This window comes from Methylocella sp. CPCC 101449, from assembly GCF_031921685.1.
Classification (GTDB): Bacteria; Pseudomonadota; Alphaproteobacteria; order Rhizobiales; family Beijerinckiaceae; genus Terripilifer.
This window is the reverse complement of record NZ_JAPDHU010000001.1, coordinates 1366798-1390779: the sequence shown is the minus strand read 5'-3', so window position 1 is coordinate 1390779 and position 23982 is coordinate 1366798. Positions and strand designations below refer to the sequence as shown.

26 protein-coding genes and 1 riboswitch are annotated in these 23982 nt (G+C 61.9%); of the genes, 9 read left to right on the top strand and 17 right to left on the bottom strand.

Annotated features, from left to right (window positions below):
• Positions 1-13 precede the first annotated feature (13 nt).
• A riboswitch (cobalamin riboswitch) is annotated at positions 14-209 on the bottom strand.
• Between the two features lie 15 nt (positions 210-224).
• A complete protein-coding gene (locus OIM99_RS06365) occupies positions 225-1100 on the top strand; it encodes an ABC transporter substrate-binding protein (RefSeq protein WP_311849487.1) in 876 nt (291 codons plus the stop codon).
• Positions 1101-1261: 161 nt separating this feature from the next.
• On the top strand, positions 1262-1747 hold the full coding sequence (locus OIM99_RS06360) for a hypothetical protein (protein ID WP_311849486.1): 486 nt from the start codon (positions 1262-1264) through the stop codon (positions 1745-1747).
• Between the two features lie 61 nt (positions 1748-1808).
• On the opposite strand, the gene cobU is transcribed toward OIM99_RS06360, so the two are convergent.
• On the bottom strand, positions 1809-2324 hold the full coding sequence (gene cobU / locus OIM99_RS06355) for a bifunctional adenosylcobinamide kinase/adenosylcobinamide-phosphate guanylyltransferase (RefSeq protein ID WP_311849485.1): 516 nt from the start codon (positions 2322-2324) through the stop codon (positions 1809-1811).
• Positions 2325-2401: 77 nt separating this feature from the next.
• On the opposite strand from cobU, the gene OIM99_RS06350 reads away from it, so the two are divergent.
• Positions 2402-3568: an aminotransferase gene (locus OIM99_RS06350; RefSeq protein WP_311849484.1), complete on the top strand. Its 1167-nt coding sequence runs from the start codon at positions 2402-2404 to the stop codon at positions 3566-3568.
• A 15-nt stretch (positions 3569-3583) separates the two neighbouring features.
• Positions 3584-4669 carry a polyamine ABC transporter substrate-binding protein gene (locus OIM99_RS06345; RefSeq protein ID WP_311849483.1) on the top strand — a complete coding sequence of 362 codons (1086 nt, stop codon included), beginning with the start codon at positions 3584-3586 and terminating at the stop codon, positions 4667-4669.
• Positions 4670-4873: 204 nt separating this feature from the next.
• Here OIM99_RS06345 and dnaA read toward each other — a convergent pair whose 3' ends face one another.
• A complete protein-coding gene (dnaA, locus tag OIM99_RS06340) occupies positions 4874-6358 on the bottom strand; it encodes a chromosomal replication initiator protein DnaA (protein ID WP_311850361.1) in 1485 nt (494 codons plus the stop codon).
• A gap of 105 nt (positions 6359-6463) precedes the next feature.
• Here dnaA and OIM99_RS06335 point away from each other — a divergent pair, with 105 nt between their 5' ends.
• Positions 6464-6895: a hypothetical protein gene (locus OIM99_RS06335; protein ID WP_311849482.1), complete on the top strand. Its 432-nt coding sequence runs from the start codon at positions 6464-6466 to the stop codon at positions 6893-6895.
• A gap of 281 nt (positions 6896-7176) precedes the next feature.
• Here OIM99_RS06335 and rpsT read toward each other — a convergent pair whose 3' ends face one another.
• The 7 genes from rpsT to ubiE form a co-directional block, all read right to left on the bottom strand.
• Positions 7177-7437 (bottom strand): 30S ribosomal protein S20, encoded by a 261-nt coding sequence (gene rpsT, locus OIM99_RS06330; protein ID WP_311849481.1) that lies wholly within the window; start codon positions 7435-7437, stop codon positions 7177-7179.
• A gap of 128 nt (positions 7438-7565) precedes the next feature.
• Complete coding sequence (gene cysK, locus OIM99_RS06325) at positions 7566-8546, bottom strand: cysteine synthase A (RefSeq protein ID WP_311849480.1); 981 nt, start codon at positions 8544-8546, stop codon at positions 7566-7568.
• 57 nt (positions 8547-8603) lie between these two features.
• Entirely contained in the window at positions 8604-9056 is a 453-nt protein-coding gene (locus OIM99_RS06320; protein ID WP_311849479.1) for an Rrf2 family transcriptional regulator, read from the bottom strand.
• A complete protein-coding gene (gene dut, locus OIM99_RS06315; protein WP_311849478.1) occupies positions 9053-9523 on the bottom strand; it encodes a dUTP diphosphatase in 471 nt (156 codons plus the stop codon). Before dut ends, OIM99_RS06320 begins: the two co-directional genes overlap by 4 nt.
• Entirely contained in the window at positions 9520-10755 is a 1236-nt protein-coding gene (gene coaBC / locus OIM99_RS06310; protein ID WP_311849477.1) for a bifunctional phosphopantothenoylcysteine decarboxylase/phosphopantothenate--cysteine ligase CoaBC, read from the bottom strand. Before coaBC ends, dut begins: the two co-directional genes overlap by 4 nt.
• Positions 10756-10893: 138 nt before the next feature.
• A complete protein-coding gene (ubiB, locus tag OIM99_RS06305; protein ID WP_311849476.1) occupies positions 10894-12450 on the bottom strand; it encodes a 2-polyprenylphenol 6-hydroxylase in 1557 nt (518 codons plus the stop codon).
• A gap of 9 nt (positions 12451-12459) precedes the next feature.
• Entirely contained in the window at positions 12460-13239 is a 780-nt protein-coding gene (ubiE, locus tag OIM99_RS06300; protein WP_311849475.1) for a bifunctional demethylmenaquinone methyltransferase/2-methoxy-6-polyprenyl-1,4-benzoquinol methylase UbiE, read from the bottom strand.
• Positions 13240-13345: 106 nt separating this feature from the next.
• Here ubiE and mutM point away from each other — a divergent pair, with 106 nt between their 5' ends.
• Complete coding sequence (mutM, locus tag OIM99_RS06295; protein ID WP_311849474.1) at positions 13346-14227, top strand: bifunctional DNA-formamidopyrimidine glycosylase/DNA-(apurinic or apyrimidinic site) lyase; 882 nt, start codon at positions 13346-13348, stop codon at positions 14225-14227.
• A 4-nt stretch (positions 14228-14231) separates the two neighbouring features.
• On the opposite strand, the gene OIM99_RS06290 is transcribed toward mutM, so the two are convergent.
• Positions 14232-14522: a hypothetical protein gene (locus tag OIM99_RS06290; RefSeq protein ID WP_311849473.1), complete on the bottom strand. Its 291-nt coding sequence runs from the start codon at positions 14520-14522 to the stop codon at positions 14232-14234.
• Positions 14523-14666: 144 nt separating this feature from the next.
• Between OIM99_RS06290 and lepB the strand changes: the two genes are divergently transcribed.
• A complete protein-coding gene (lepB, locus tag OIM99_RS06285) occupies positions 14667-15386 on the top strand; it encodes a signal peptidase I (protein ID WP_311849472.1) in 720 nt (239 codons plus the stop codon).
• A 48-nt stretch (positions 15387-15434) separates the two neighbouring features.
• On the opposite strand, the gene typA is transcribed toward lepB, so the two are convergent.
• From typA to OIM99_RS06270, 3 genes are all read right to left on the bottom strand, one after another.
• Positions 15435-17258, bottom strand: a complete 1824-nt coding sequence (gene typA / locus OIM99_RS06280; protein ID WP_311849471.1) for a translational GTPase TypA — start codon at positions 17256-17258, stop codon at positions 15435-15437.
• Between the two features lie 152 nt (positions 17259-17410).
• Positions 17411-18649 (bottom strand): argininosuccinate synthase, encoded by a 1239-nt coding sequence (locus OIM99_RS06275; protein WP_311849470.1) that lies wholly within the window; start codon positions 18647-18649, stop codon positions 17411-17413.
• 123 nt (positions 18650-18772) lie between these two features.
• Positions 18773-19447, bottom strand: coding sequence for a phosphatase PAP2 family protein (locus tag OIM99_RS06270; RefSeq protein ID WP_311849469.1), 675 nt, complete (start codon positions 19445-19447; stop codon positions 18773-18775).
• A gap of 78 nt (positions 19448-19525) precedes the next feature.
• Between OIM99_RS06270 and OIM99_RS06265 the strand changes: the two genes are divergently transcribed.
• A complete protein-coding gene (locus tag OIM99_RS06265; protein ID WP_311849468.1) occupies positions 19526-20323 on the top strand; it encodes a molybdopterin-synthase adenylyltransferase MoeB in 798 nt (265 codons plus the stop codon).
• Between the two features lie 3 nt (positions 20324-20326).
• Here the strand turns inward: OIM99_RS06265 and OIM99_RS06260 are convergent, their stop codons facing one another.
• A complete protein-coding gene (locus OIM99_RS06260) occupies positions 20327-20680 on the bottom strand; it encodes a RidA family protein (protein WP_311849467.1) in 354 nt (117 codons plus the stop codon).
• A 33-nt stretch (positions 20681-20713) separates the two neighbouring features.
• Entirely contained in the window at positions 20714-21241 is a 528-nt protein-coding gene (locus OIM99_RS06255) for a DUF1993 domain-containing protein (RefSeq protein ID WP_311849466.1), read from the bottom strand.
• Between the two features lie 272 nt (positions 21242-21513).
• Here OIM99_RS06255 and OIM99_RS06250 point away from each other — a divergent pair, with 272 nt between their 5' ends.
• Complete coding sequence (locus tag OIM99_RS06250; protein ID WP_311849465.1) at positions 21514-22218, top strand: class II aldolase/adducin family protein; 705 nt, start codon at positions 21514-21516, stop codon at positions 22216-22218.
• A 252-nt stretch (positions 22219-22470) separates the two neighbouring features.
• On the opposite strand, the gene OIM99_RS06245 is transcribed toward OIM99_RS06250, so the two are convergent.
• Both OIM99_RS06245 and OIM99_RS06240 read right to left on the bottom strand, forming a co-directional pair.
• Positions 22471-22905 (bottom strand): YqaA family protein, encoded by a 435-nt coding sequence (locus OIM99_RS06245; protein WP_409371475.1) that lies wholly within the window; start codon positions 22903-22905, stop codon positions 22471-22473.
• 10 nt (positions 22906-22915) lie between these two features.
• Positions 22916-23893 carry an NADPH:quinone reductase gene (locus OIM99_RS06240; RefSeq protein WP_311849464.1) on the bottom strand — a complete coding sequence of 326 codons (978 nt, stop codon included), beginning with the start codon at positions 23891-23893 and terminating at the stop codon, positions 22916-22918.
• Positions 23894-23982 lie beyond the last annotated feature (89 nt).

The following is a 23982-nucleotide window of genomic DNA, read 5'->3' as shown; positions in this document are numbered from 1 at the left end:
CCACCGACGGCGCGAGAACAACTGGGATGTTGGCCGGTCTCCTGGCTCGCGGATCATCGCCGGCTTCGCGTCTTCCCGGGCGATCACCCAGTGACTTGGTACGAAGTCAGCTCATCGCTTACAGTTGCGGGGGCAGCTACGGCATCGGTTTCCCTCACCGTATTCCCGTTTCACCCCATCGCTGGGGCACCAACGATTGTGACCCTATAGAGGCGTTTTTGCGAATGCAAGGTGGCAAGGTCGGCAGGTTTGGACGACGAGCAGCGCTGCTGGCAGCCATGCTGGTCACGTCGGGCGTGGCGCACGGACAACAGTCCGCACAACAATCTGAAGAACATCCCTCGATTGTCTCGGCCAATCTCTGCGCCGATCAGCTCGTGCTGGCGCTGGCCGATCGGGCTCAGATCGTCTCGCTCAGTCCCTTTGCCAGGGACGCGAATATCTCCTTTCTCGCCCGTGAGGCCACGGGTGTGCCGCAGAATACCGGCGCCGCCGAGGAATTGATTCGCCTCTCCGCCGATCTCGTCGTGCTCGGCCGTTACGACAATCGGCTGACGCGCGATTTCCTCACCACCAAGGAGCGGCCCTTCGCCATGGTCGATTCCTGGGTCAGTCTCGACGAGACCCGGCGGGAGATCACCAGCTTGGCTGCTCGCTTCGGCCATGCCGAACGGGGCGCCGCCTTGATCGCCACCATCGATGCAAGCACCGGCGCACTGGCGGCCCTGGCCGGCAAGGTGCCGCAGCGCAGCTTCCTCATCCTGCACCGGCGCGGCTATGTCCTGCATGCCGGGCTTGCCGGCGATCTCGCCGTCAAGGCTGGCCTGCGCAATGCCGCCGGCGATGTCGGCCTCAGAGCCAACGGCTTCGTCGATCTGGAACGCGTGGTCGCGGCCAGGCCCGATTATCTGATGGTGGCCGAAAGCCCCGACCGTCCGGAAGACCAGGGCGAGGCTTTGCTCGAACATCCGGCCCTGCGCCGGCTTTACCCGCCTGCCCGGCGCCTGGTCGTGCCCGACCTGCTCACCATATGCCCCGGTCCTGCCATCCCCGCCCTGGCGGCGAGATTGGCCCAGGAAATCACTGCCAAGGTGCGGTGAAGCCGCGTCAAAGGTTCCAGCTATTTCGACACTCATGTCGCCGATTGCGCCATGGCGGAAACAGCCGTTTGAGCTAGACTGTTTGCCGATCGCCGGTCGGTACAGAAAAACTCCAGCGCGACATGGATCCCGCCGGCCGATCTCGCACATGGGAGAGAAACATGGCTGCTGAGACCGTCACCGCGCAAATCCCCGCCGAGGAATTGGAAGCGCGGCACCTGGAAGCCGAGAAAAGATATGGCAACTTCCGCTACCAGAAGCCGGAAGGCGTCAGTGCGGGAAAGGGCTTCGTCGCGCTGCACCGGACCGATCTGTTCAAGGCCGTCGTGCAAATCGTCAAAAAGGGCGGCGGCGAAAACAACCTTCACTATCATTCAAGGGTCGATACGTTCTGGATGGTGATCAAGGGCCGCGTCCGCTTCTACGGACCCAATGACGTGCTGATCGGCGAATTCGGCCCGAACGAAGGCACGGTGACGCCGCGCTTTTCGCGCTACTGGTTTGAAAGCGCCGGCGACGAAGAACTCGAGCTTCTGCAAGTCGCCGCCTATGCGCCACACGCCAAGGACGGCGGTCGCACGGACGTCTCCGCGCAACGCTTCGTACCGGGAACGGGCGAACTCTATTCCGCTGCGGAGAAGAAATAGGCGGAAGACGGGGCTTTACCTGCACAAACACGCGCAGCGTGATCCGGAGCCAGGGGCAGCCCTATCCCTTGATCCACAGCGGCAGCCCCGCTACCACCAGCACCACCTTGGCTGCGGTGGCGGCTATCGCCTGGTTGAGCCGCCCCTGGGCATCGCGGAAGGCGCGGCCGAGCGCGTTCTCCGGCACGACGCCGAAGCCGACCTCGTTGCTGACCAGGATGAGGGGATGGGGGCAGGCGGTAATGGCGGCAGCCAGCTCCTGGCTCCGGGCGTCAACGTCCTGGCCGGCCAGCATCACATTGGCGAGCCAGAGCGTCAGGCAGTCGACGACGACAGTCACATCGCTGCCGGCCGCCGCCGCGATCGCCTCGGGCAGCGCCAGCGGCGCCTCGATGGTCGTCCAGTCCGCGCCGCGTTCGGCCCGGTGATGGGCGATCCGCTCGGTCATTTCGGCATCGTCGGCCGTAGCGGTGACGATGATCCGCTTCCGCAGGCCAGTGCTTTCGGCCAATTGCTGCGCAAAACGGCTCTTGCCGGAGCGGGCGCCACCGAGAATCAGGGTTGTTTCAGCCGCCATCCGCTCCGTTTCCTTTTCCGTGGCGGTCCCTATGCTAGCAATTCGTCACATCGTCCAGGGCTGCCTTAGAACCCGCAATGAATCCCATTCTCGCTGATCTGCCGACCACCATTTTCGACGTCATGTCCGGCCTCGCCCGCGATCTCAATGCCATCAATCTCGGCCAGGGCTTCCCGGACGATCCGGGCCCCGAGGATGTGCGCCGCGCCGCCGCCGATGCGGTGCTGAACGGCTACAACCAATATCCGCCGATGATGGGCCTGCCGGAGCTGCGCCAGGCCATCGCGACGCACTATGGCCGTTTTCAGGGCTTGGACCTCGATCCGATGACCGAGGTCATGGTGACCTCGGGCGCCACCGAAGCCCTGGCCGGCGCGCTGATGGCGGTGATCGAGCCGGGCGACGAGGTCGTGCTGTTCCAGCCGATGTATGATGCCTATCTGCCATTGGTGCAGCGCGCCGGTGGCGTGCCGAAATTCGTCAATCTGCGCCCGCCCGCCTGGACCATGGCGCGCGAGGATCTGGAGCGCGCCTTCGGCTCCAAGACCAAGGCGGTCGTCTTCAACAATCCGCACAATCCCTGCGGCGTCGTCTATGAACGCGAACAGCTCGAACTATTGGCGGAGTTCTGCGTCAAACACGATGTCATCGCCATCTGCGACGAGGTCTGGGAACATCTCGTCTTCGACGGCCGCAAGCACATCCCGCTGATGAGTCTGCCCGGCATGCGTGAGCGCACGGTCAAGATCGGCTCGGCCGGCAAGATTTTTTCGCTCACCGGCTGGAAGGTCGGCCTCGTCGTGGCGGCGCCCGCCGTTATGAAAGGCCTGTCCAAGGCGCATCAATTCATCACCTTCACCACGCCGCCGAACCTGCAGATCGGCGTGGCGCATGGGCTGATGAAGGATGACGTCTATTTCTCCACCATGCGCCAGACGTTCCAGGCGAGCCGCGATCGCTTCACCGCCGGCCTTAAGGAGGTCGGCTTCACGGTGATCCCAAGCCAGGGCACCTATTTCGTGACCATCGATATCGGTGAACTCGCCATTTCCGACGATGTGACCTTCGCGCAGAAACTGGTGCGCGAATTCGGCGTGGCGACCATACCGGTGTCGGCTTTCTATGCGGAAAATATCTATCGCAATGCGGTGCGATTCTGCTTCGCCAAGAAGGACGAGACGCAGGATCGCGCCCTCGAACGCCTCCATAAGGCCGCCCCCGCCTTCGGACTGTCGGGAAAATAAGAAAAGGAAATAAGAATGCGGAAACTCGTCACCTCTTTCGTCGCGCTGCTGGCTCTCGCCGCGCCCGCTCTGGCTCAGACCAAAGTGGTGAACGTCTTCAACTGGTCCGACTATATCGACCAAAAACTTCTCGACGAATTTACCAAGCAGACCGGCATCAAGGTCGTCTACGACACCTATGATTCCAACGAGACCCTGGAAACGCGTCTGCTCGCCGGCAAGAGTGGTTATGACGTGGTGGTGCCGTCGGGCACGTTCCTGCAACGGCAGATCAAGGCGGGCATCTATCAAAAGCTCGACCGCGCGAAACTGCCCAACCTGTCGGAGATCTGGCCGGAGATCGCCACGCGGCTGTCGGCCTATGATCCCGGCAACGAATATTCCGTCAATTATATGTGGTTCACCACCGGCATCGCCTTCAACGTGGACAAGGTGAAGGCGCGCCTTGGCGAGCGGGCGATCGACTCCTGGGACATCGTCTTCAAGCCCGAGAACCTCAAGAAAGTCGCCGATTGCGGCGTCTATATGCTCGACAGTCCCGAGGACATTCTGGCGGTGGCGCTGCGCTACCTCGGTCTCAATCCGGAAACGCGCAATCAGAACGAGATCAAGCGGGCGGCCGATCTGGTCATGCAGGTCAAACCCTATGTCCGCAAATTCCACTCGTCCGAATATATCAATGCACTCGCCAACGGCGATATCTGCATGGCGGTGGGGTGGGCCGGCGACAGTTTCCAGGCACGCAACCGGGCGCGCGAGGCCGGCAATGGCGTCGTCATCGACTATGTGATCCCTAAGGAGGGCACGCTCATGTCGATGGACAATCTCGCCATCCCCAAGGATGCCGAACATGTCGATGAGGCCTATGCCTTCATCAACTTCCTGCTACGGCCTGAAGTCGCCGCCCGCAACAGCACGGTGACCAATTTCGCCAGCGGTGTTTTGAAGGCCAAGGCTTTGCTCGCGCCTGACATCGCCGACAACAAGTCGATCTATCCCGACGAGACGACCATGCGCCGCCTCTTCACCGTCACGCCTTATGATCAGACCTTGCAGCGTTACGTGACGCGCGAATGGACGCGGATCAAGACGGCGCGGTGAGTGTAGAGCCTCAGTGTCATCCCGGGTCGCGCTTTTAGCGCGCCCGGGATGACACTGAGGTCGAGGCTTTTCGGGCTTCAATCAGTCAGCTGCCTGCTGTCACATCTTTGGTCGTCACCACCGGCTGCGCCCAAAACATTCATCCCGGATCGCATGCTGCGTCCGGGATGACATTCGACATCGTTATAGGAAAGCGCGAAACCTTTACTCGGTCAGCATGCGCTTGAGCAGTTCCAGCTCTTCCGACAGCGGATTGTCGGTCTTCGACAAAGCTTCGATCTTGCGCACCGCATGCAGCACGGTGGTGTGATCGCGTCCGCCGAAGCGGCGACCGATTTCCGGCAGCGAGCGCAGCGTGAGAACCTTGGCCAGATACATGGCGATCTGGCGCGGCCGCACCACGGTCGCCGTGCGGCGCGACGACAAGATATCGGATTTTGATACGTTATAGTGGCTGGCAACGAGCTTCTGAATATCTTCAATGCGCACGCGCTTCGGTTCGCTGGTGCGCACCAGATCGCGAATGGCGCTTTCGGCCATTTCCACCGTCAGCGGCGCGCCGGCCAAGGTCGAATGGGCGATCAGGCGATTGATCGCGCCGTCGAGATCGCGGCCATTGGTCTGAATGGCATTGGCGACATATTTGAAGACGCTTTCCGGCACGTTGAAAGCCGGATGGGCCGACTTCGCGGTCGCGACGAGCGATTCCACCATTTTGAGACGCAGGCTTTCGTCGAACGGGCGCATCTGCACGCACAGACCGCCCGAGAGACGCGAACGGGTGCGCTCGTCGATGTTTTCGAGATCGGACGGCGGCCGATCGGCAGCGATCACCACTTGGCGGCGCGCATCGATCAGTGCGTTCAGCGTGTGGCAGAACTCCTGCGGGATCGATTTGCCGCGCAGGAATTGCACGTCGTCGATCACGAGCGTGTCGATGCCGCGCAGCTTCTCCTTGAACTGGATCGCCGTCTGCGTGCGCAGCGCCGCGACGAAGCTATACATGAAGCGTTCGGCGGTCAGATAGATGACCTTCTGCCCGTTGGCGGCGGCCGCATGGGCAATCGCCTGCAACAGATGCGTCTTGCCGAGGCCGACCGAGGAAAAGATGTAAAGCGGATTGAACTGCGTCGGTTCATCGCGTGTGCCGCGGGATACTTTCAGCGCCGCCGCATGAGCAAGCTGGTTCGGGCCACCGACGATGAAGGAATCAAAGGTGAAGTGCTTGTCGAGCGGCGCGCCGGCGAACGCATCGTTCGGCTCCGCGTCGGTCGGCAGGACATCGGCTTTGCGCGCGGCCGGCGCGAGCGCGACACCCGTGCGCACGGGCGATGTTTCGTGTTGCGATTCACTCGCGCTGCTCACGGCGTTCTGCGGCTGACCAACGAGAACGGGGCGACGCGCGCTGGAACGTACATCGACGATCACATGAGTGGCGCCCGAGAATTCAGCGGCGACCGCGAACGTCAGACGCTCGAGATAATGCGATTGAATCCAGCTTTTGAGGAACTTTGTGGGAACCGAACAGAACACCGTCGTTCCGTTCATGCGCTCGAATTCAAGACGCGCGAACCACGAGCTGTAGACGTCCTTGCCGACTTCACTGCGCAGACGCTGACAGACCCGTTCCCAAGCGACATTCGTTTCATTGCGCTGCGCTGCGTCTGCGCCAGCCGAAGCCGGGCGCATGTCGTGATGGTCTGAAGCGGGTTGCGAGTTGAATGTCATGGCAATGTCCAAAGAATAACCGTCCGTCGTTTGGCTTGGCCAAACGGCAACGCACGGAGATGATGAGTGGTTTCTGTGCTGAAATTGAGCCTGATCAGCTATGAACAGCGATCGATGTCAAGGCCCGACAGAGCGCGAACTCGGCAAAGCGGAAAAAACAATTTTTTCGAAACAATCGATGATGAAATTGAGATCCGCCGCCATGTCCCCGTCTCCGTTTGCAGTTGCTCTGCATCTTGCTTGGCCTCTGTCATCGAGCTTGTCCCCAGTCGACAACAGCAATCACTTGCACGTTCCAACGACACGCACCTGCCTCGTTCATTCTTGCTGAAATGTTTAAACGCTACCGCGAGAGAACATTTTTCTCGTGCGGCAAGCCCGCGCCGTCAGATCAACTTATTCACTGCTGTGAACAACGCGCAACACAAAGCGCAACAACGACTCGAAATAAATATTCACGCGTGTGCGGCTTTTCCATTGACGCGGATAAATGGCTGATTCCGCGCGACAAGAAATTTACGCATTTTCGTCGCAATTGACGCTCTAAAAACATCGAAGGCGATGCAACGACCGCAGAGTCACGATTGAACATGGCTTGTGCGTACAGCGTTGAAAGCTTGCCCTGCAAAACGCTGATTCATTGAAGGATTATTTGCTCGGTAAAAATCGCGGCAAGGATGCTGCGTGACGACGAAGTGACAATCACAAAACAAAAAGCCCGGATCGATCGATCCGGGCTTTTAGATTCAGTTCAATGACAACGCGTTTGCGCTCTAAAATCAGAGAGCCTTCACGCGATGAGCAAGACGAGAAACCTTCCGCGACGCGGTGTTCTTGTGCAGGATGCCCTTCTGTGCCGCGCGCATGATCATCGGTGCAGCCGTGTCGAAAGCCGACTTGGCAGCAGCGGCATCACCCGAAGCGATAGCTTCTTCGAGCTTGCGAACATAAGTGCGCATCGCGCTGCGGCGCGAGCGGTTGACCGCGGTGCGACGCGCGATCTTTCTGACAGCCTTGCGGGCCGACGTTGTGTTAGCCATGTGTTGTCCTCGAAAAATGCCGGGCATCAGCCCGGCAAGAATTTCAGCGACTGGCCAGACAAGGGCCCGTCATGAGGGGGTCCTTTTAGGCGTAATAGCCCGCCGCGTCAACGTTTCAGACTCTGGTTTCAGAGTCCGTCAAAGAGCGCGGTCGAGAGATAGCGTTCGGCGAAGTCGGGCAGGATGGCAACGATATTTTTACCTTCCATGCCGGGCCGCGCGCCGATTTCCAGGGCCGCGGCCACGGCGGCACCCGCCGAAATACCGACCGGGACGCCCTCTAGCCGGGCCAGCTTCCGGGACGTGTCGAAAGCGGTCTGATTGCCGACGGTCACCACTTCGTCGATGACGGTCCGATCCAGAATGGCGGGGACGAAACCAGCGCCAATGCCCTGGATCTTGTGCGGGCCGGGCTGGCCGCCCGACAGGACCGGGGAATCCTCCGGTTCCACGGCGACGATCTTGAGGCCCGGACGGCGCGGCTTCAGCACCTGGCCGACGCCGGTGATCGTACCGCCGGTGCCGACGCCGGAAATGATGACATCGACCTCGCCCTTGGTGTCGTTCCAGATCTCTTCCGCCGTGGTTTTGCGATGAATCTCTGGATTGGCGGGGTTTTCGAACTGTTGCGGGATGATGGCGCCCGGTGTCGCCGCGACGATCTCGTTCGCCTTGGCAATGGCGCCCTTCATGCCCTGGGCGGCGGGTGTCAGCACCAGTTCGGCGCCCAGAAGCGCCAGCATCTTGCGCCGTTCGATCGACATCGATTCCGGCATCACCAGCATGAGTTTATAGCCGCGTGCCGCTGCAACGAAGGCGAGTGCGATACCCGTATTGCCCGAGGTCGGCTCGACCAGGGTCGATTTGCCGGGCTGGATTTTGCCCGCCGCTTCAAGCGCGTTGATCATGGCCACGCCAATGCGGTCCTTGACGCTGGAGATCGGGTTGAAGAACTCGAGCTTGGCCAGGATATTGGCCTTCACGCCGGCATCCTCGGCGATGCGCTTGAGGCGGACGATCGGCGTATTGCCGATGGTGTCGGTGATGGAGTCGTACACTCCGCCGCGGCCGGGCGCCTTGGTGGTTTGGCCTGTTTTTGCTTCCGCCATGGGAGCCCTCCTTCGGTATTACCATACAAAATTTGTCTAAATAGTAGAATGCCAGGGCTAGATCGTAAAATCAATCGTAGCCTTAGCATCGCTGACCGCCGCGGCGGTCTCGGCCTGCCGGCACAGATCCTCCACCGTGGAACGATCGAGGATGGCCAAAAGCTCCTTACTGGCGTCGGCGATCAGCGGAACGATCACCTTGTCGACCAGCGGCGAAGCCGTCCGGTCCTCGCCCTGATCGTCGAAGCTTTCCGACATGGCCGCCCGTACGATCTCGCCCACGGAGATGCGGCGACGCTCGCGTGCCAGTTCATAGCCGCCGCGCGGTCCTCGCACGCCCTTCAGGATATTGGCGTGAACCAGGGCCTGGAGCAGCGTTTCAAGGTGCCGGGGCGGCAATTGATGCCGTCCAGCCAGGGTTTTAGCGGCCACGGGCGAGGGGCGCGCGTGGAGGGCGATGTCGACAACGGCCGCGATGGCCAGGACAGCCCGACGCGATAACAGGATCATTTCTCGCCATCCCGCCGGCCCGTCGATCCGAAACCGCCGGCGCCGCGCGCCGAACTGGCCAGGGTCGATGTCTCTTCGAATTCGAGCTGGCTGACTGGGGCGATCACGATCTGCGCAATGCGATCGCCACGCGCAATGACAAAGGGCACCTCGCCCAAATTGATCAGGATCACTCCGATTTCCCCCCGGTAATCACTGTCAACCGTACCCGGAGCATTCAGCACCGTCACCCCATTTTTAAGGGCGAGGCCGGAGCGGGGGCGAACCTGGGCTTCATAGCCATCGGGCAGAGCGATCGAGAGGCCCGTCGGCACCAGGCGGCGCTGGCCGGGCGCCAGCGACACCGGTTCATCGGCGGCTACGGCGGCGACGAGATCGAGCCCGGCCGCGCCGCTGCTTTGATAACGCGGCAGATCGAGACCTTCTCCATGCGGCAGGCGGACCACGGGAACACGCACCATGTTCATGCGCCGGCCTCGAGACGTTGGGCCAATAAAGCGATCAATTTCACTGCAACTTCGTCCTTCTTCATCTTCGGCCATGTTTCTATGCCGGCTGCCGTGACGATGTGAACTGTATTTTCGTCGCCCCCCATCACGCCGGTCGCGGGACTGACGTCATTGGCAACGATCATGTCGCATTTCTTGCGGGCCAGTTTCTGGCGCGCGTAGTCCTCGACATTCTGCGTCTCGGCGGCGAAGCCGACGACGAGCTTGGGGCGCTGCTGTTTCAAGGTCGAAACGGTGGCGAGAATGTCGGGGTTCTCGGCGAAGGTCAGTGTCGGCGCGTCCTTGCCCTTCTTGATCTTGTTGTCGCTGGCTTGCGCCACGCGCCAATCGGCGACGGCCGCCGCCGCGATGAAGAGATCGGCCGGCAGCGCCTGGCGCGTCGCGTCCAGCATCTCCTGCGCGGTCTCGACATGCACGGTCGTCACGTCTTTTGGATCAGGCAGCGCCACCGGGCCGCTGATCAAAGTGACTTTCGCGCCGGCGGCCGCGGCTGCGGCTGCGATCGCATGCCCCTGCCGGCCCGAAGACCGATTGGCGATGTAGCGCACCGGATCGATCGGCTCATGCGTCGGTCCCGACGTGATCACCACATGCTTGCCGCGCAGCGCATTCGCCGTCTCGCCATTCGGCAAGGCGATGACCGTCGAATGTTTGAGCATCTCCTCAATGCCAGCGACGATTTCGAGCGGCTCGCTCATCCGTCCCGGTCCGAATTCGCCACAGGCCATCGATCCGTCGACGGGCCCGACGAAGACGACGCCGTCCTCGCGCAGCCGCTGCACATTGCGCTGCGTTGCCGGATGCAGCCACATGCGCAGGTTCATCGCGGGTGCCACGAGCGTGCGCTTGTCGGTGGCGAGCAGCAGCGTTGAAGCCAGATCGTTCGCCAGGCCATTTGCCATTTTAGCAAGCAGGTCGGCGGTAGCGGGCACGACGACAAGCAGATCGGCGTCGCGCGACAATTCGATATGGCCCATCTCGGCTTCGTCGGTCAGCGAGAACAGGTCTTCATTGACCTTCTCCCCCGACAAGGCGGCGACCGAAAGCGGCGTGACGAAATGGGCGGCGGCGGGTGTCAGCACGGCGCGCACGCTGGCACCGCGTTCGCGCAGCCGCCTGATCAGGTCGAGCGCCTTATAGGCGGCGATGCCGCCGCCGATCACCAGGAGAATCCGCTTGCCTGTCAGCATGTTCCCACCACGGGCGCTATAGCGTTTTGCAGTTTGACGCAGTCAAACGCCACAAAGACGCGTCAAAACAAAAGTCCTAAGCAAATTGCGTTTCTACAGAAACGCAATTTGCTAGGAAGATGGCGCAAAGGCCAGAGACTATCGCAGCATGAGCGCGACCGCCAGAAGGGTGGCGATCGCCCACGGGGCCAGCCATTTCCAGGTCTCGCCGGCCGGCGGCGCCTGTTTCTGCGCCCGCTCGCTGTCGAAGATGAAATGTTCGTCGCTGATCCGCCGCGCCACCGCTTCGGCGCGGTCGAGCAGATCGGGCAGTTGGAAGGCGATCTTGCCGAGATTGGCGACGCCGCGTCCGGCTTCCTGGATGATGCCGGCGGGGCCAAGCTTCTCCTTGATCCACTCGCCGATGACGGGCTCGGCTGTCTTCCACATGTCGAGACGCGGATCGAGCGAACGCGCGACGCCTTCGACGACCACCATGGTCTTTTGCAGCATCACCAGTTCGGTGCGCGTCTTCATCTCGAACAGAGCGGTGATCTCGAACAGCAAGGTCAGCAGTTTCGCCATCGAGATTTCATCGGCCTTGCGCGAATGGATCGGCTCGCCGATGGCCCGGATGGCCTGGGCGAAATCGGCGACGCGCTGCGACGAGGGCACGTAGCCCGCCTCGAAATGCACTTCGGCGACGCGCTGATAATTGCGCGTGATGAAGCCGAACAGGATTTCGGCGAGAAAGCGCCGTTCTTTCGGACCCAACCGGCCCATGATGCCGAAGTCGACGGCGACAAGCCGGCCTTCGCGATCGACGAACAGATTGCCCTGATGCATGTCGGCGTGAAACAAGCCGTCGCGCACCGCATGCGTGAGGAAGGACTGGATGACGATGCGGCCGAGCTTTTCGCGGTCGAACCCGCCGCGCTCCAGCGCGGCGATATCCGACAGCGGCACGCCGTCGATCCATTCCAAGGTCAGCACATCCTTGGCGGTGAGGTTCCAATCGACATTGGGCACGCGGAAATCGTTGTCCTTGGCGACGTTTTCGCCGAACTCCGAAGCCGCTGCCGCCTCCAGCCGGAAATCCATTTCCATGCGCACGGTGCGCGCCAGGGTTTCGACCACACCGATGAAACGCAGTCGCTGTGCTTCCGCCGACCAGCGCTCGGCCAGGCGCGCTGCAAAAAACATGTCGCTTAGATCGCGCGCGAAACGTCGTTCGATGCCGGGCCGCAGCACTTTCACGGCCACTTCGCGCGTGCCGGCGTTGTCTGAAACCGTCGCCTTATGCACCTGCGCGATGGAGGCCGCCGCCACCGGTTCGCTGAAGGTGGCATAGATGTCGGCGAGCTTCTTATCGAAGGACCGTTCGATGACCTTGACCGCTTCGTCGCGCGGGAAGGGCGGCATCCGGTCCTGCAAAGCTTCCAGTTCGCGCGCCGAATTCATGCCGACGATGTCGGGCCGCGTCGCCAGGAACTGGCCGAGTTTCACATAAGAAGGACCGAGCCGCGCCATGGCGCGCGTCAGGCGCGAGCCGGTGCCCCCCGTCGTGCGGCGCCGCGCGATCAGTTTGGCCAGCGCCAAGGGCGCGCGCGCCGGTGGCGGCAGCATGGCCGCATCGACATTTGAAAACACGCCTTCGCGCGCCATCACGAAAGAGGCATGCGCCAGGCGAAAGATATGACCGACCGCTTGAAACAAGGAGTGATCCTACAGCTTCCAGCCGGAGTGAATGGCCACGATGCCGCCGCTCAAACGTTGAAAGCGGGCGCGCTGGAAGCCGGCGTCTTCCACCATCTGGCGGAAGGTTTCCGGCGGCGGGAATTGCGCGATCGATTCCACCAGATAGCGATAGGGCTGGCCGTCGCCGGTCACCACCTTGCCGATCGCCGGGATCGCGGTGAAGGAATAGGCGCGATAGATCTTGTCGAGCACCGGCATGTCGACTTCGGAAAATTCCAGGCACTGGAAATGCCCGCCCCGGCGCAGCACGCGCCAGGCTTCGCGCAAAGCCTTGTCGCGGCGCGGCACATTGCGGATGCCGAAGGCGATCGTATAGCCGTCGAAGGAATTGTCCGCGAAGGGCAGCTCCTCCGCATTGGCTTCGACGAAATCTACTTGGCCGTCGAGATGGCGCTTGATGGCGCGCTCGCGGCCGACGTCGAGCATCGCGCCGTTGATATCGGCGACCGTCACGCGCGTATCAGCCCCGCCCGCCTCGGCGATGCGGAAGGCGACATCGCCGGTGCCGCCGGCGACGTCGAGATGGCGGAAGGCGCGGTGGCGGCTCAGGCCGATCCGGGCCACCAGAATGTCCTTCCAGACGCGGTGCAGGCCCGCCGACATCAGATCGTTCATCAGGTCGTAGCGGCCGGCCACCTTATGGAAGACGTCGTTGACCAGCCCCTGCTTTTCGCCGAGTTGAACGCGCGAAAAGCCGAAATCGATGTCGGAATCGGTGGTTTCGGCTGGTTTTTGATCGGTTTGCATGATGATCTCCGGCGGGACAGACCATAGCGTGCCTGCCGCCCGGAGGCTATGTAAGTCAATGAGTACTTGAAGTCATCGTGAACATCTGACGCGGCCAGAAAACGCTATGCCTGAATTGCCTGAAGTCGAAACCGTCCGCCGCGGCCTTGAGCCGCATATGACCGGCGCGACCTTCGCTGCCGTCGAACAGCGGCGCCCCGATCTGCGCTTCCCCTTCCCCGAGCGTTTCGTCGAACGGCTCGAGGGCCGCCAGCTCGTCGGTCTCGGCCGCCGCGCTAAATATCTCGTCGGCGATCTCGACGACGGCACCACGCTGGTCATGCATCTGGGCATGAGTGGCTCCTTCCGCATCGAGCGTGAGGGTGAGGAGGCGACGCCTGGTGTGTTTCAATATGATCGTAATAAAGCGGCGGCGCATGACCACGTGACGTTCAAAATGTCGAACGGCGCGCGCATCATCTATAATGACCCGCGCCGCTTCGGTTTCATGCAGCTTATCGCCCGCAGCGAGCTTGCGGCGCATCCGTATTTTGCCGAGATGGGCATCGAGCCTTTAGGCAACGAGCTTGACGGCGCCCATATCGCGGCGATTTTCGCCGGCAAGAAAACCCCTCTGAAAGCGGCACTTCTCGATCAGCGGCTGATTGCCGGTCTTGGCAATATCTATGTCAGCGAAGCGCTGCATCGTTCCGGCCTGTCGCCACGCCGCGCCGCCGGCACGATCGCCAAGAACAAAGGTCTCACCGCCGGCAAGGCCGATCTTCTGGCGGTTTCGATCCGCGATGTGCTGATGGAAGCGGTCGCGGCCGGTGGTTCCTCCTTGCGCGATCATCGCCAGACCGATGGCACGCTCGGCTATTTCCAGCATTCCTTCCGCGTCTATGATCGCGAAGGCATCCCCTGCCCGACGCCGAAATGCACCGGCACCATCCAGCGCATCGTGCAATCGGGCCGCTCGACCTTCTTCTGCGGCAAATGTCAGAAGTGAGCGATCAGTCTTCGCGTGTGTAGATCAGCGAAAACATCTGCTCGGCCGATTGCAGCCAGGCTTGGCGCTTGGCGAGGCTCCAGGTGGTGCCGGGCGGCGGCAGGGTGGCCCATAGCGTCTGCATGAGCTGCCGTGCGGCCTCATCTGAGGGCGCAGGGTCGGCGGCCGGCGGCGTTTCCGGCTGTACGTCCGTATGAGCCGGCTCGTCGCCGATGCCGATACGCATGCGCTCGAGCAAGGCTTCCTGCCGGGCAAGGGCATTGCGCCGCTTGTTGGGGTTGATCGTGAAAGCCATGTGAGCCGTCCCAGCGCGAATTGCGAAAAGGCAAGCTAGAACAAGAACCTTGCTACGTGGTTAAGTCGTAATACGCCGCCAGTTGGCGCCCCAACCGGGCCACAATCACCGTCGAAACTCGGACATCTTTCCGGACTGCCCCTCATGTCGAAAACGCGTGAACTGATCAGAACCGCTGTCGGCGCCTTGGCGCTCATGCTGGTGATGCGCTCCCTTGCCTTCGCGACCTATCATGTGCCGAGCGAAAGCATGGTTCCGACCCTGGAGGTTGGCGATCGGTTCGCCGCGCTCAAGTTTCCCTTCGGCTACAGCCGTTTCTCCCTCGTCGGTGGTGACTACTTGCCCCGCTTTCCCGGCGCGAGCGGTCGCATTCCGGCGATCCTGCCCAAGCACGGCGATGTGGTGGTGTTTCGCCATCCGTTCGACGGCGACGACATGGTCAAGCGCGTCATCGGCCTGCCTGGTGACCGGGTCGCGATCAGAGCGGGGCGGCTGTGGTTGAACGGTGCTGAAGTTCCGCTCGTGCGCTCTGGTCGTTGGACCTACCGCGATCCGTCTGGATATCGCGTTGCGGTGACGGCCTATCAGGAACGCCTGCCCGGCGCAGAACCGCACACGATTCTATTGCGCGACGCGCGCAGTGCCGATGGCGACATGGAGGAAAAAGTGGTGCCCGAGGGCAGGCTGTTCATGCTCGGCGACAATCGCGACAATTCCGCCGACAGTCGTTTCGCCGAAATGGGCTTCGTGCCGCTTGAGAATCTGATCGGCCGCGCCGATGCGATTCTCTATTCCCTGGCGAGTTGCAGCGGCGAGCAAGGTCTGCGTTGCCCGCCACGGCGCCTGTTGGAGCGCATCGAGTAACGCCTTGTCGCGTCTTGCCACGCGACAAGGCTGTCTTGGAAGGCGCTGTTAAGCCACCGCTTCCTTCGAACGCTCGGCCTTCTTGCGATCGTTCGGATCGAGGATCGCCTTGCGCAGACGGATCGACTTCGGCGTCACTTCCACGCGCTCGTCGTCCTCGATATAGGCCAGCGCCTTTTCGAGGGTCATGCGGATCGGCGGCGTCAGGCGCACCGCTTCGTCCTTGCTCTGCGTGCGGATGTTGGTGAGCTGCTTGCCCTTCAGCACGTTGATCTCAAGGTCGTTGTCGCGGGTGTGCTCGCCGACGATCATGCCGCGATACACTTTCCAGCCTGGCTCGATCATCATTGGGCCGCGATCTTCCAGCTTCCACAGCGCATAGGCGACCGCCTCGCCCGCTTCGTTGGAGATCAGCACGCCGTTACGGCGGCCCTGGATGTCGCCCTTATAAGGCGCATAGTCGTGGAACAGGCGGTTCATGATCGCCGTGCCGCGTGTGTCGGTGAGCAGTTCGCCCTGATAGCCGATGAGGCCACGCGTCGGGGCGTGGAACACCAGACGCAGGCGATTGCCACCGGACGGGCGCATTTCGATCATCTCGGCCTTGCGTTCGGCCATCTTCTGCACGACGACGCCAGAATGTTCCTCGTCGACGTCGATGACGACTTCTTCGATTGGCTCGAGCACCTGGCCGTCTTCGTCACGCTGAAAGACGACGCGCGGGCGCGAGATCGACAGTTCAAAGCCTTCGCGGCGCATGGTCTCGATGAGAATGGCGAGCTGCAATTCGCCGCGGCCCGAAACGATGTAAGCGTCGGAATTCGGCGCGGCCTCGACGCGCAGCGCCACATTGCCTTCCGCTTCGCGGAACAGACGATCGCGAATGACGCGGCTCGTCACTTTATCGCCTTCGGTGCCGGCGAGCGGCGAGTCATTGACCATGAAGGTCATCGACAGGGTCGGCGGATCGATCGGCTGGGCCTGCAAGGGCTCGGTGACATCAGGCGCGCACAGCGTATCGGCGACGTTGTACTTTTCGAGGCCCGCGATGGCGACGATGTCGCCGGCTTCCGCCTCTTCAATCGGCTGGCGCTCGATGCCGCGGAAGGCGAGGATTTTCGAGACGCGGCCGGTTTCCACCACTTTGCCGGTGCGGTCCAAAACCTTGACCGCCTGGTTCGGCTTGATGTTGCCGGAAAAAACACGGCCGGTGATGACCCGGCCGAGATAGGGATTGGCTTCCAGAAGGGTGCCGAGCATGCGGAACGCGCCTTCTTCGATCTTCGGTTCCGGAACATGGCGCAGAACGAGATCGAAGAGGGCGGCCATGCCCTGATCGGTGGGACCTTCCGGGGACTCCGCCATCCAGCCTTGTTTGGCCGAGCCGTAGATGATCGGGAAGTCGAGCTGCTCGTCGGTCGCGTCGAGCGCGGCGAACAGGTCGAACACTTCATTGACCACTTCGTTGACGCGCGCGTCCGGGCGATCGACCTTGTTGATGCAGACGATCGGCTTCAGGCCGATCTTGAGCGCCTTGCCGACGACGAACTTCGTCTGCGGCATCGGCCCTTCGGCCGCGTCGACGAGCACGATGGCGCTGTCGACCATGGACAGGATGCGCTCGACCTCACCGCCGAAATCGGCGTGGCCTGGCGTGTCGACGATGTTGACGCGCACGTCCTTCCACACCACCGAGGTCGCCTTGGCGAGAATGGTGATGCCGCGTTCCTTTTCGAGGTCGTTCGAATCCATGACGCGTTCGGCGACGCGCTGATTCTCGCGGAAGGAGCCGGACTGTTGCAGCAGGCGATCGACGAGCGTGGTCTTGCCGTGATCGACGTGCGCGATGATGGCGATGTTTCGCAGTTTCATTGGTCGTGTGTCTCGTTGGAGATGCCGCTTTCCAGCGTCGGACACGCGAAAACGGACGCGCCGCGACGCAGCAAAGCATCACGGACGCGGCTCCCCATATACGAATTTAACGGCCTTGGGAACGCGAAAGCGTGCAGTGCCGCAAAAAGAAGCTACTTCTTGACCTTGCGGTTACGCTTTTCGAGGGTCCGCAGGCGCAGGGCATTGAGCTTGATGAAGCCCGCCGCATCCCGGTGGTCATAGGCGACCGCGCCTTCTTCGAAGGTCACAAGATCCTGATCATACAGGGAATACGGGCTCTCGCGGCCGACAACCCAGGCGCCGCCCTTATACAGTTTCAGGCGCACCTGGCCGGTCACGAACTCCTGACTGCGGTCAATCAGCGCTTGCAGCATTTCCCGCTCCGGCGAGAACCAGAAGCCGTTGTAGATCAGCTCGGCATATTTCGGCATCAGCTCATCCTTGAGATGGGCCGCGCCACGGTCGAGCGTCAGCGATTCGATGCCGCGATGGGCGAAATAGAGGATCGTGCCGCCGGGCGTCTCGTACATGCCGCGCGATTTCATGCCGACGAAGCGGTTTTCGACCAGATCGAGCCGGCCGATGCCATTGGCGCGGCCCAGCTCGTTCAGATGAGCGAGCAGGGTGGCCGGCGACATTTTCTTGCCGTCGACGGCGGTGGCATCGCCCTTTTCGAAGTCGATGGTGATGTAGGTTGGCTGATCGGGCGCCTTTTCCGGATCGATCGTGCGGGAATAGACGTAATCCGGCGTTTCCTGGGCCGGATCTTCCAGCACTTTGCCCTCCGAGGAGGCGTGCAGCAGGTTGGCGTCGACCGAGAAGGGCGCTTCGCCACGCTTGTCCTTGGCAATGGGGATCTGGTTCTTTTCGGCGAAGGCAAGCAAAGCCGTGCGTGAGGTCAGGTCCCATTCGCGCCAGGGCGCGATCACCTTGATATCCGGCTCCAGGGCGTAATAGCCAAGCTCGAAGCGGACCTGGTCGTTGCCCTTGCCGGTGGCGCCGTGGCAGACCGCGTCGGCGCCGACCTTGCGGGCGATTTCGATCTGTTTCTTGGCGATCAGCGGCCGGGCGATCGAGGTGCCGAGCAGGTAAAGCCCTTCATATTGGGCATTGGCGCGGAACATCGGGAACACGTAGTCGCGCACGAATTCCTCGCGCACGTCCTCGATGAAGATGTGTTCGGGCTTGATGCCGAGCAGCAAAGCCTTCTGGCGGGCCGGTTCCAGCTCCTCGCCCTGGCCGAGGTCGGCGGTGAAGGTCACGACCTCGCAGCCATATTCGGTCTGAAGCCATTTCAGGATGATCGAGGTGTCGAGGCCGCCGGAATAGGCGAGCACGACGCGCTTGATATCGGACTTGGGCTTCGACATGGGCTGAAAACTCTCTGGAAACGGTCGCGCGACACGAAGGCTCGGGCGCGGCGGGTTTGGATCGGCCGGGACTATAGTCAGGCGCCAAGGGGGCGCAAGAGGCGCAAAAGCCCAGAATCTGCCTTATGCCTGCGGCGGGGAGCGACGAAACATCGCCCCATAGACCAAGGTGATCAGTAGGCTGGTCAACAAGGCCCCGAGCAAAACGTCGGACAGGAAATGGCCGCCGAGCGCCATGCGCCAGACGCTGGTGGCGATCGTCAGGACGATCGAGCCGGCGATCGCCGCCGCCCGGATCTGCGGCGGCGCGACCAGGGCGGGCGCCAGGGTCCACATGGAGGACGAGGCCTCGCCGGAGACGAAGGAGCAATTGCTCTGGCATTGGCCGTCGAATTTATACCAGGGCCGAAACGGCCAGATGCCGCCCTTGTTGACCTCGATGACATGAAAGGGTCTCGGACGGTGCGAATGCTCTTTCAGAATGACATTGGTCAGCAGCCCCGGCCCCAGCGCCAGGCAGAGGATGATGAAGGCCATCGCTTTGTTGCCCGGCACCGGCCAGTGCAGCATGCGCCGCTTGGCGATGAGCCACAGCAGCAGCAGGATGATCGCCAGCGCCAGCGGCGCCACATAGAATACATAACGCAAGGCAATGCCGGCGCGCGTCGCGCCGATGAACAGCCCGTCGCTGCCGACGAAGGCTCTGGCAGCATCGAGATCGAGCTGTGGCCACAGGCCAAAGACGAGCATGACGAGAGCAATGGCGACAATTTGCAGAATAAGGAGGGTTCTGAACATGGTTGCCTGCTCTAAACGAGATCAGGCCCTGCGGGAAGCGTATGGCATCAACGGGGGAGAAGCTGATAGTTTGCGGCCATGAAACAGCTTGAAAAACTGAACGAAGAAGAAATCGAACGCTATGCCCGCCATATCGTGCTGCGCGGCATCGGCGGTCCGGGCCAGCAGAAGCTGAAAAGCGCGCGCGTTCTCGTCATCGGCGCCGGCGCGCTTGGTTCTCCCCTTATTCAATATCTCGCCGCCGCCGGCGTCGGCACGATCGGCGTCGTCGATGACGATACCGTCGCACTTTCCAATCTGCAGCGGCAGGTGATCCACAGCACCGCCGATGTCGGCCGCCTGAAGCTCGACAGCGCGCGCGATGCGGTTGGCCGGCTCAATCCGCATGTCTCCTTCGTCTCGCATGTGCTGCGGCTCGATGCGGACAATGCCCGTGCCCTGGTCCGCGATTATGATCTGGTCGCCGATGGCTCAGACAATTTCGAGACGCGCTATGCGGTGTCCGACGCCTGTTTCTTCGAGGGCAAGCCGCTGGTCACGGCGGCGGTCGGCGTGTTCGATGGATCGCTGACGACCTTGCGCCCGTTCGACCGTAGCGAACACGGCAAGCCCAATCCGACTTATCGGTGCCTGTTCCCAGAGCCACCACCGGCAGGCACAGTGCCGACCTGTTCGGAAGCGGGCGTTCTCGGCGCCCTGACCGGCACGATGGGGGCGATGATGGCGATGGAAGTCGTGCGCCAGATCGTTGGTTTCGGCGACGCTTTGATCGGCCGCCTATTGTTGGTCGATGCCTGGTCGATGCGCTTCGAGACCATGCAATATGAATGGGATCCGGCCAATCCGCTCAATGGCGAAAAGGCCGGTTCCGTTTAATGATTATTCAATCGCCGCAATGACGGCGATCTCGACCTTATAGTCGGGGCCGGCGAGCTTGGATTCCACCGTCGCGCGGGCCGGAGCCTGGCCGGCGATCACCCACTTGTCCCACACCGCGTTCATCTCGCCGAAGGTCGCCATGTCGGGCAGCCAGATGTTGGCGGAGAGCAGCTTCGTCTTGTCGGAGCCGGCCTGTTCCAGCAGGCCGTCGATGATCGACAGGATCTCGGTCGTCTGTTCGGTGACGCTCTTGCCCTTGGTCTTGTCCGCGACCTGGCCAGCCAGATAGACCGTGTTGCCGTGAACCACGGCCTTGCTCATGCGTGCGCCGGCTTCGATACGCTTAATCATCACTTGTCCTTCTTTGCTTAGGTAAGTTGCTTTGCTTCAGGTGAGTTGGGTCATGCGCGGAATCGGACCCATGAAATCCCGCTTGCCGCAGTCGATACCGCGGGCCCGCAAGATCGCATAGGCGATCGTGACGTGAAAATAAAACTGCGGCAGCGCTTGATGCAGCAGAAAATCCTTGCCCTTCATCTGGCGCGTGCCGCCGGCCGCCGGGTAGACGATGTCTTTTTCCTCGGCACCGTCGATCGCGGCGGTATCGGCGCTGGCGATGAAGTCCAGCGTCTTCTTAATGCGCGCCTGCCAGTCGGCGATGGTCCGCTCCGTATTGTCGAATTTCGGCGGTGAGACGCCGGCCAACCAGGCGGTGGTATTGCTGGCCCAGTCGCACATGGCCTGCAACTGCCGGCCATAGGTGAACATGTTGGGATAGAGGCGTTCGTTGAGAAACAGCACCGGATCGATCTTCTTCACCGCCGCCTGTTCGCACAATTTGTCCAGCAGGGTCGAAACCCCCGTGAGCATCTGCGTGAAAACGGGCACCGATGCCTCGTGGAGCGAAATCGTCATGTCTTTTTTATCCTCCCTACCGAACCGGGGGCGACATTGCCCCGGATTTGCGGCCGATGGCAAGCAGGTGAAGACGCTTGGGACACCTGTGCGCATCCTCTGCAAATCATGCGGAGAACGGCTAAGATATTTGAACTATTTCAATTGGATGGAGCCACCCTTACGGCTTTTCTCCAAATGGTAAAACCAGTGGATCGTGGCGGGTGGCTTGCCAGCCGCGACCAAATCGTCCACGAGCAGCGCCAAGGCCAATCAAGGAGCCGGAGGAAACGATGACCAAGGATGAAGCCAAGCAGAAACTGATCGATGCGGGCCTGGTGCTCGAGGCTGCGGGCCTCGGCGATTTCACGCGCGGCCATGTGTCGATCCGCGTGCCGGGCGAACCCAATCTCTTCTATATGAAACCGCACAGCTTCGGCTTCGACGAGATGACGATGGACAATATCGTCACCTGCAACATCGAAGGCGAGAAGATCGCCGGCGGCGGCCCGCGCCACAGTGAAGTCTACATCCATTCCGAAATCTTCCGTATCCGGCCCGACGTGCATTCGGTCATCCACGCCCATCCGACCTATGCCGTCGCCGTCTCGGCCACTGATCGGCCGCTGCGCATGATCAGCCAGCCGAGCGCCGTCTTCGCCGACGGCATCGGCGTCTACCGCGATACGATCGATCTCATCCGCTCGAAGGAGATGGGCGCCGGCGTCGCCAAGGCGCTGGGCGGCAGCAAGGCGGCCTTCCTGAAAAACCACGGCGTCGCCACGGTCGGCGGCACGTTGGAGGAATGCGTGATCCTGACGATCATGCTGGAGAACGCCGCGCAGATTCAAATTCTCGCCGAATCCACCGGCTCGGTCGGCGAAGAATTCCCGCGCGACGACATCATGCGCCTGCACGACAAGATTTGCCGCCCGGAACAGCACAAGATCAATTTCGATTATCTGGTGCGCAAGGTGCGCCGGCAGATCAAGGGCTAGTCTCGCGGCTGCGGTGCGTCGTGCGGGACACGTAGGCTTCGCAGAAAAATCCTGTGCCTCGGTGTCATCCCCGACGCCTGCGTAGCAGGCGAGCGGGGATCCAGGGGCGCGTGACGGTCGCTTGCCGCCGCACGTTAGGCCTGCGCCACAGCCACTTTTGATACTGTACCACACGCTCTGGATCCCGGATCGCGCTGCGCGCGTCCAGGATGACACGGAGGCCATGCGACTGGCATCTAGCGTGTGTCTATCTCAAACGAACCCCGCCACCGCCGCCGCCACCACGAGATAGCGCGCCACCTTCACCACGCCGACGATCAAAACGAAAATCCACAGCGGTTCGCGCAGGAAGCCGGCGATCACCGTCAGCGGATCGCCGATCACGGGCACCCAGCTCAGCAACAAAGACCAGCGGCCGTAGCGATGATACCAGCCCTCGGCCCGCGCCAGTGCCGCCGCATCAACGGGGAACCAGCGTTTATCACGAAACGCCGTCAGCCCGCGTCCTAGAATCCAATTGGTGATCGATCCCAGCACATTGCCGAGACTGGCGACGGCGATCAGCATCACCCACGGCCGGTCGCTGGTGGCGAGATAGCCCGCCAGCACCACTTCGGAGGAAAACGGCAATATGGTCGCGGCCAGAAAGGCCGTGGCGAACAAGGTCGCGTACAGACCAGCGATCATGGCATCGTGATTACAGCGTCACGATCATATGGCCGGTGCCGGCTTGCGCTTCCGCCTCGCGATGGGCGCGCGCCAGATCCATCAATGGCACGCTGCCGGCGATGCGATGTCGCAAGGCCTTGTCGCGGATCGCCTGCAGAATGCCGTCGCAGGTCGTCTGCTTCTGCGCATCCGACAGCAGATAGACGAAGATGAAATGCACCGACATGTTGCGCGCACGCCTGGGCGACAGGGTGATCTCGGCTTTGCCTGGTGTTGCGGCGCCATAGGAGACGATCGTGCCGCCCTCGGCGACGATCTGTTCATTGAAGCCGATCCGGTTGCCGAAATCGATCTCGATGATGCGGTCGACGCCACAATCATCGGTCTTGTCCATGATGGCCTGCGCCAGATCGCTGGAACGCTCAAGAACTACATCGGCGCCGAGCGCCTTGATCTCGTCCATGCGATCGCGTGAGCCGGTGCTGGCGATGACGCGGGCGCCGCCCCAGCGGGCGAATTGAATGGCATAGGCGCCGACCCGACCCGTCGCCGCCGGCACATAGACCGTTTGCCCCTTCACCGGCCCGTCGCGAAAGACGGCGTGATAGGCGGTCATGGCGGGAATGCCGAGACACGCGCCCTCTTCATAGCTGACGCAGTTCGGCAGCGGCCGCACCTGTATCGAAGGCAGGCTGACGAATTCGGCGGCCGAGCCCATCGGCCGGGCCCATTGCGCGTTGAATATCCAGACACGGTCGCCGACGCGATAATTGCTGACGCCGGGTCCCAGCGCGGCGACGGTGCCGGCGCCGTCCGAATGCGGCACGATGCGCGGAAATTCCATGCCGGCCTTTATATTGGCGCGGCGTTTGTAGTCGGAGGGGTTGATGCCGGAGGCATGGACGCGCACCAGCACTTCGCCGGGGCCGGCCAAAGGCTTTTCGATCTCACCGACGCTGATGACTTCGTCCGCCGGACCACAACGTTCATACCAGCCAGCCAGCATGGGTGCCCTCCATTAGGCCTTCCATACATGTCCCGTCGGCAGGAAAACAAGCTCACCGGATTAAAGTTCCTTTGGGTCCCAAGTGGAAC

Coding starts and splice junctions, on each gene's coding strand:
- OIM99_RS06365 (WP_311849487.1), top strand. CDS start 225: ATGCAAGGTGGCAAGGTCGGCAGGTTTGGACGACGAGCAGCGCTGCTG.
- OIM99_RS06360 (WP_311849486.1), top strand. CDS start 1,262: ATGGCTGCTGAGACCGTCACCGCGCAAATCCCCGCCGAGGAATTGGAA.
- cobU (WP_311849485.1), bottom strand. CDS start 2,324: ATGGCGGCTGAAACAACCCTGATTCTCGGTGGCGCCCGCTCCGGCAAG.
- OIM99_RS06350 (WP_311849484.1), top strand. CDS start 2,402: ATGAATCCCATTCTCGCTGATCTGCCGACCACCATTTTCGACGTCATG.
- OIM99_RS06345 (WP_311849483.1), top strand. CDS start 3,584: ATGCGGAAACTCGTCACCTCTTTCGTCGCGCTGCTGGCTCTCGCCGCG.
- dnaA (WP_311850361.1), bottom strand. CDS start 6,358: ATGCGCCCGGCTTCGGCTGGCGCAGACGCAGCGCAGCGCAATGAAACG.
- rpsT (WP_311849481.1), bottom strand. CDS start 7,437: ATGGCTAACACAACGTCGGCCCGCAAGGCTGTCAGAAAGATCGCGCGT.
- cysK (WP_311849480.1), bottom strand. CDS start 8,546: ATGGCGGAAGCAAAAACAGGCCAAACCACCAAGGCGCCCGGCCGCGGC.
- OIM99_RS06320 (WP_311849479.1), bottom strand. CDS start 9,056: ATGATCCTGTTATCGCGTCGGGCTGTCCTGGCCATCGCGGCCGTTGTC.
- dut (WP_311849478.1), bottom strand. CDS start 9,523: ATGAACATGGTGCGTGTTCCCGTGGTCCGCCTGCCGCATGGAGAAGGT.
- coaBC (WP_311849477.1), bottom strand. CDS start 10,755: ATGCTGACAGGCAAGCGGATTCTCCTGGTGATCGGCGGCGGCATCGCC.
- ubiE (WP_311849475.1), bottom strand. CDS start 13,239: ATGCAAACCGATCAAAAACCAGCCGAAACCACCGATTCCGACATCGAT.
- mutM (WP_311849474.1), top strand. CDS start 13,346: ATGCCTGAATTGCCTGAAGTCGAAACCGTCCGCCGCGGCCTTGAGCCG.
- OIM99_RS06290 (WP_311849473.1), bottom strand. CDS start 14,522: ATGGCTTTCACGATCAACCCCAACAAGCGGCGCAATGCCCTTGCCCGG.
- lepB (WP_311849472.1), top strand. CDS start 14,667: ATGTCGAAAACGCGTGAACTGATCAGAACCGCTGTCGGCGCCTTGGCG.
- typA (WP_311849471.1), bottom strand. CDS start 17,258: ATGAAACTGCGAAACATCGCCATCATCGCGCACGTCGATCACGGCAAG.
- OIM99_RS06275 (WP_311849470.1), bottom strand. CDS start 18,649: ATGTCGAAGCCCAAGTCCGATATCAAGCGCGTCGTGCTCGCCTATTCC.
- OIM99_RS06270 (WP_311849469.1), bottom strand. CDS start 19,447: ATGTTCAGAACCCTCCTTATTCTGCAAATTGTCGCCATTGCTCTCGTC.
- OIM99_RS06265 (WP_311849468.1), top strand. CDS start 19,526: ATGAAACAGCTTGAAAAACTGAACGAAGAAGAAATCGAACGCTATGCC.
- OIM99_RS06255 (WP_311849466.1), bottom strand. CDS start 21,241: ATGACGATTTCGCTCCACGAGGCATCGGTGCCCGTTTTCACGCAGATG.
- OIM99_RS06250 (WP_311849465.1), top strand. CDS start 21,514: ATGACCAAGGATGAAGCCAAGCAGAAACTGATCGATGCGGGCCTGGTG.
- OIM99_RS06245 (WP_409371475.1), bottom strand. CDS start 22,905: ATGATCGCTGGTCTGTACGCGACCTTGTTCGCCACGGCCTTTCTGGCC.
- OIM99_RS06240 (WP_311849464.1), bottom strand. CDS start 23,893: ATGCTGGCTGGCTGGTATGAACGTTGTGGTCCGGCGGACGAAGTCATC.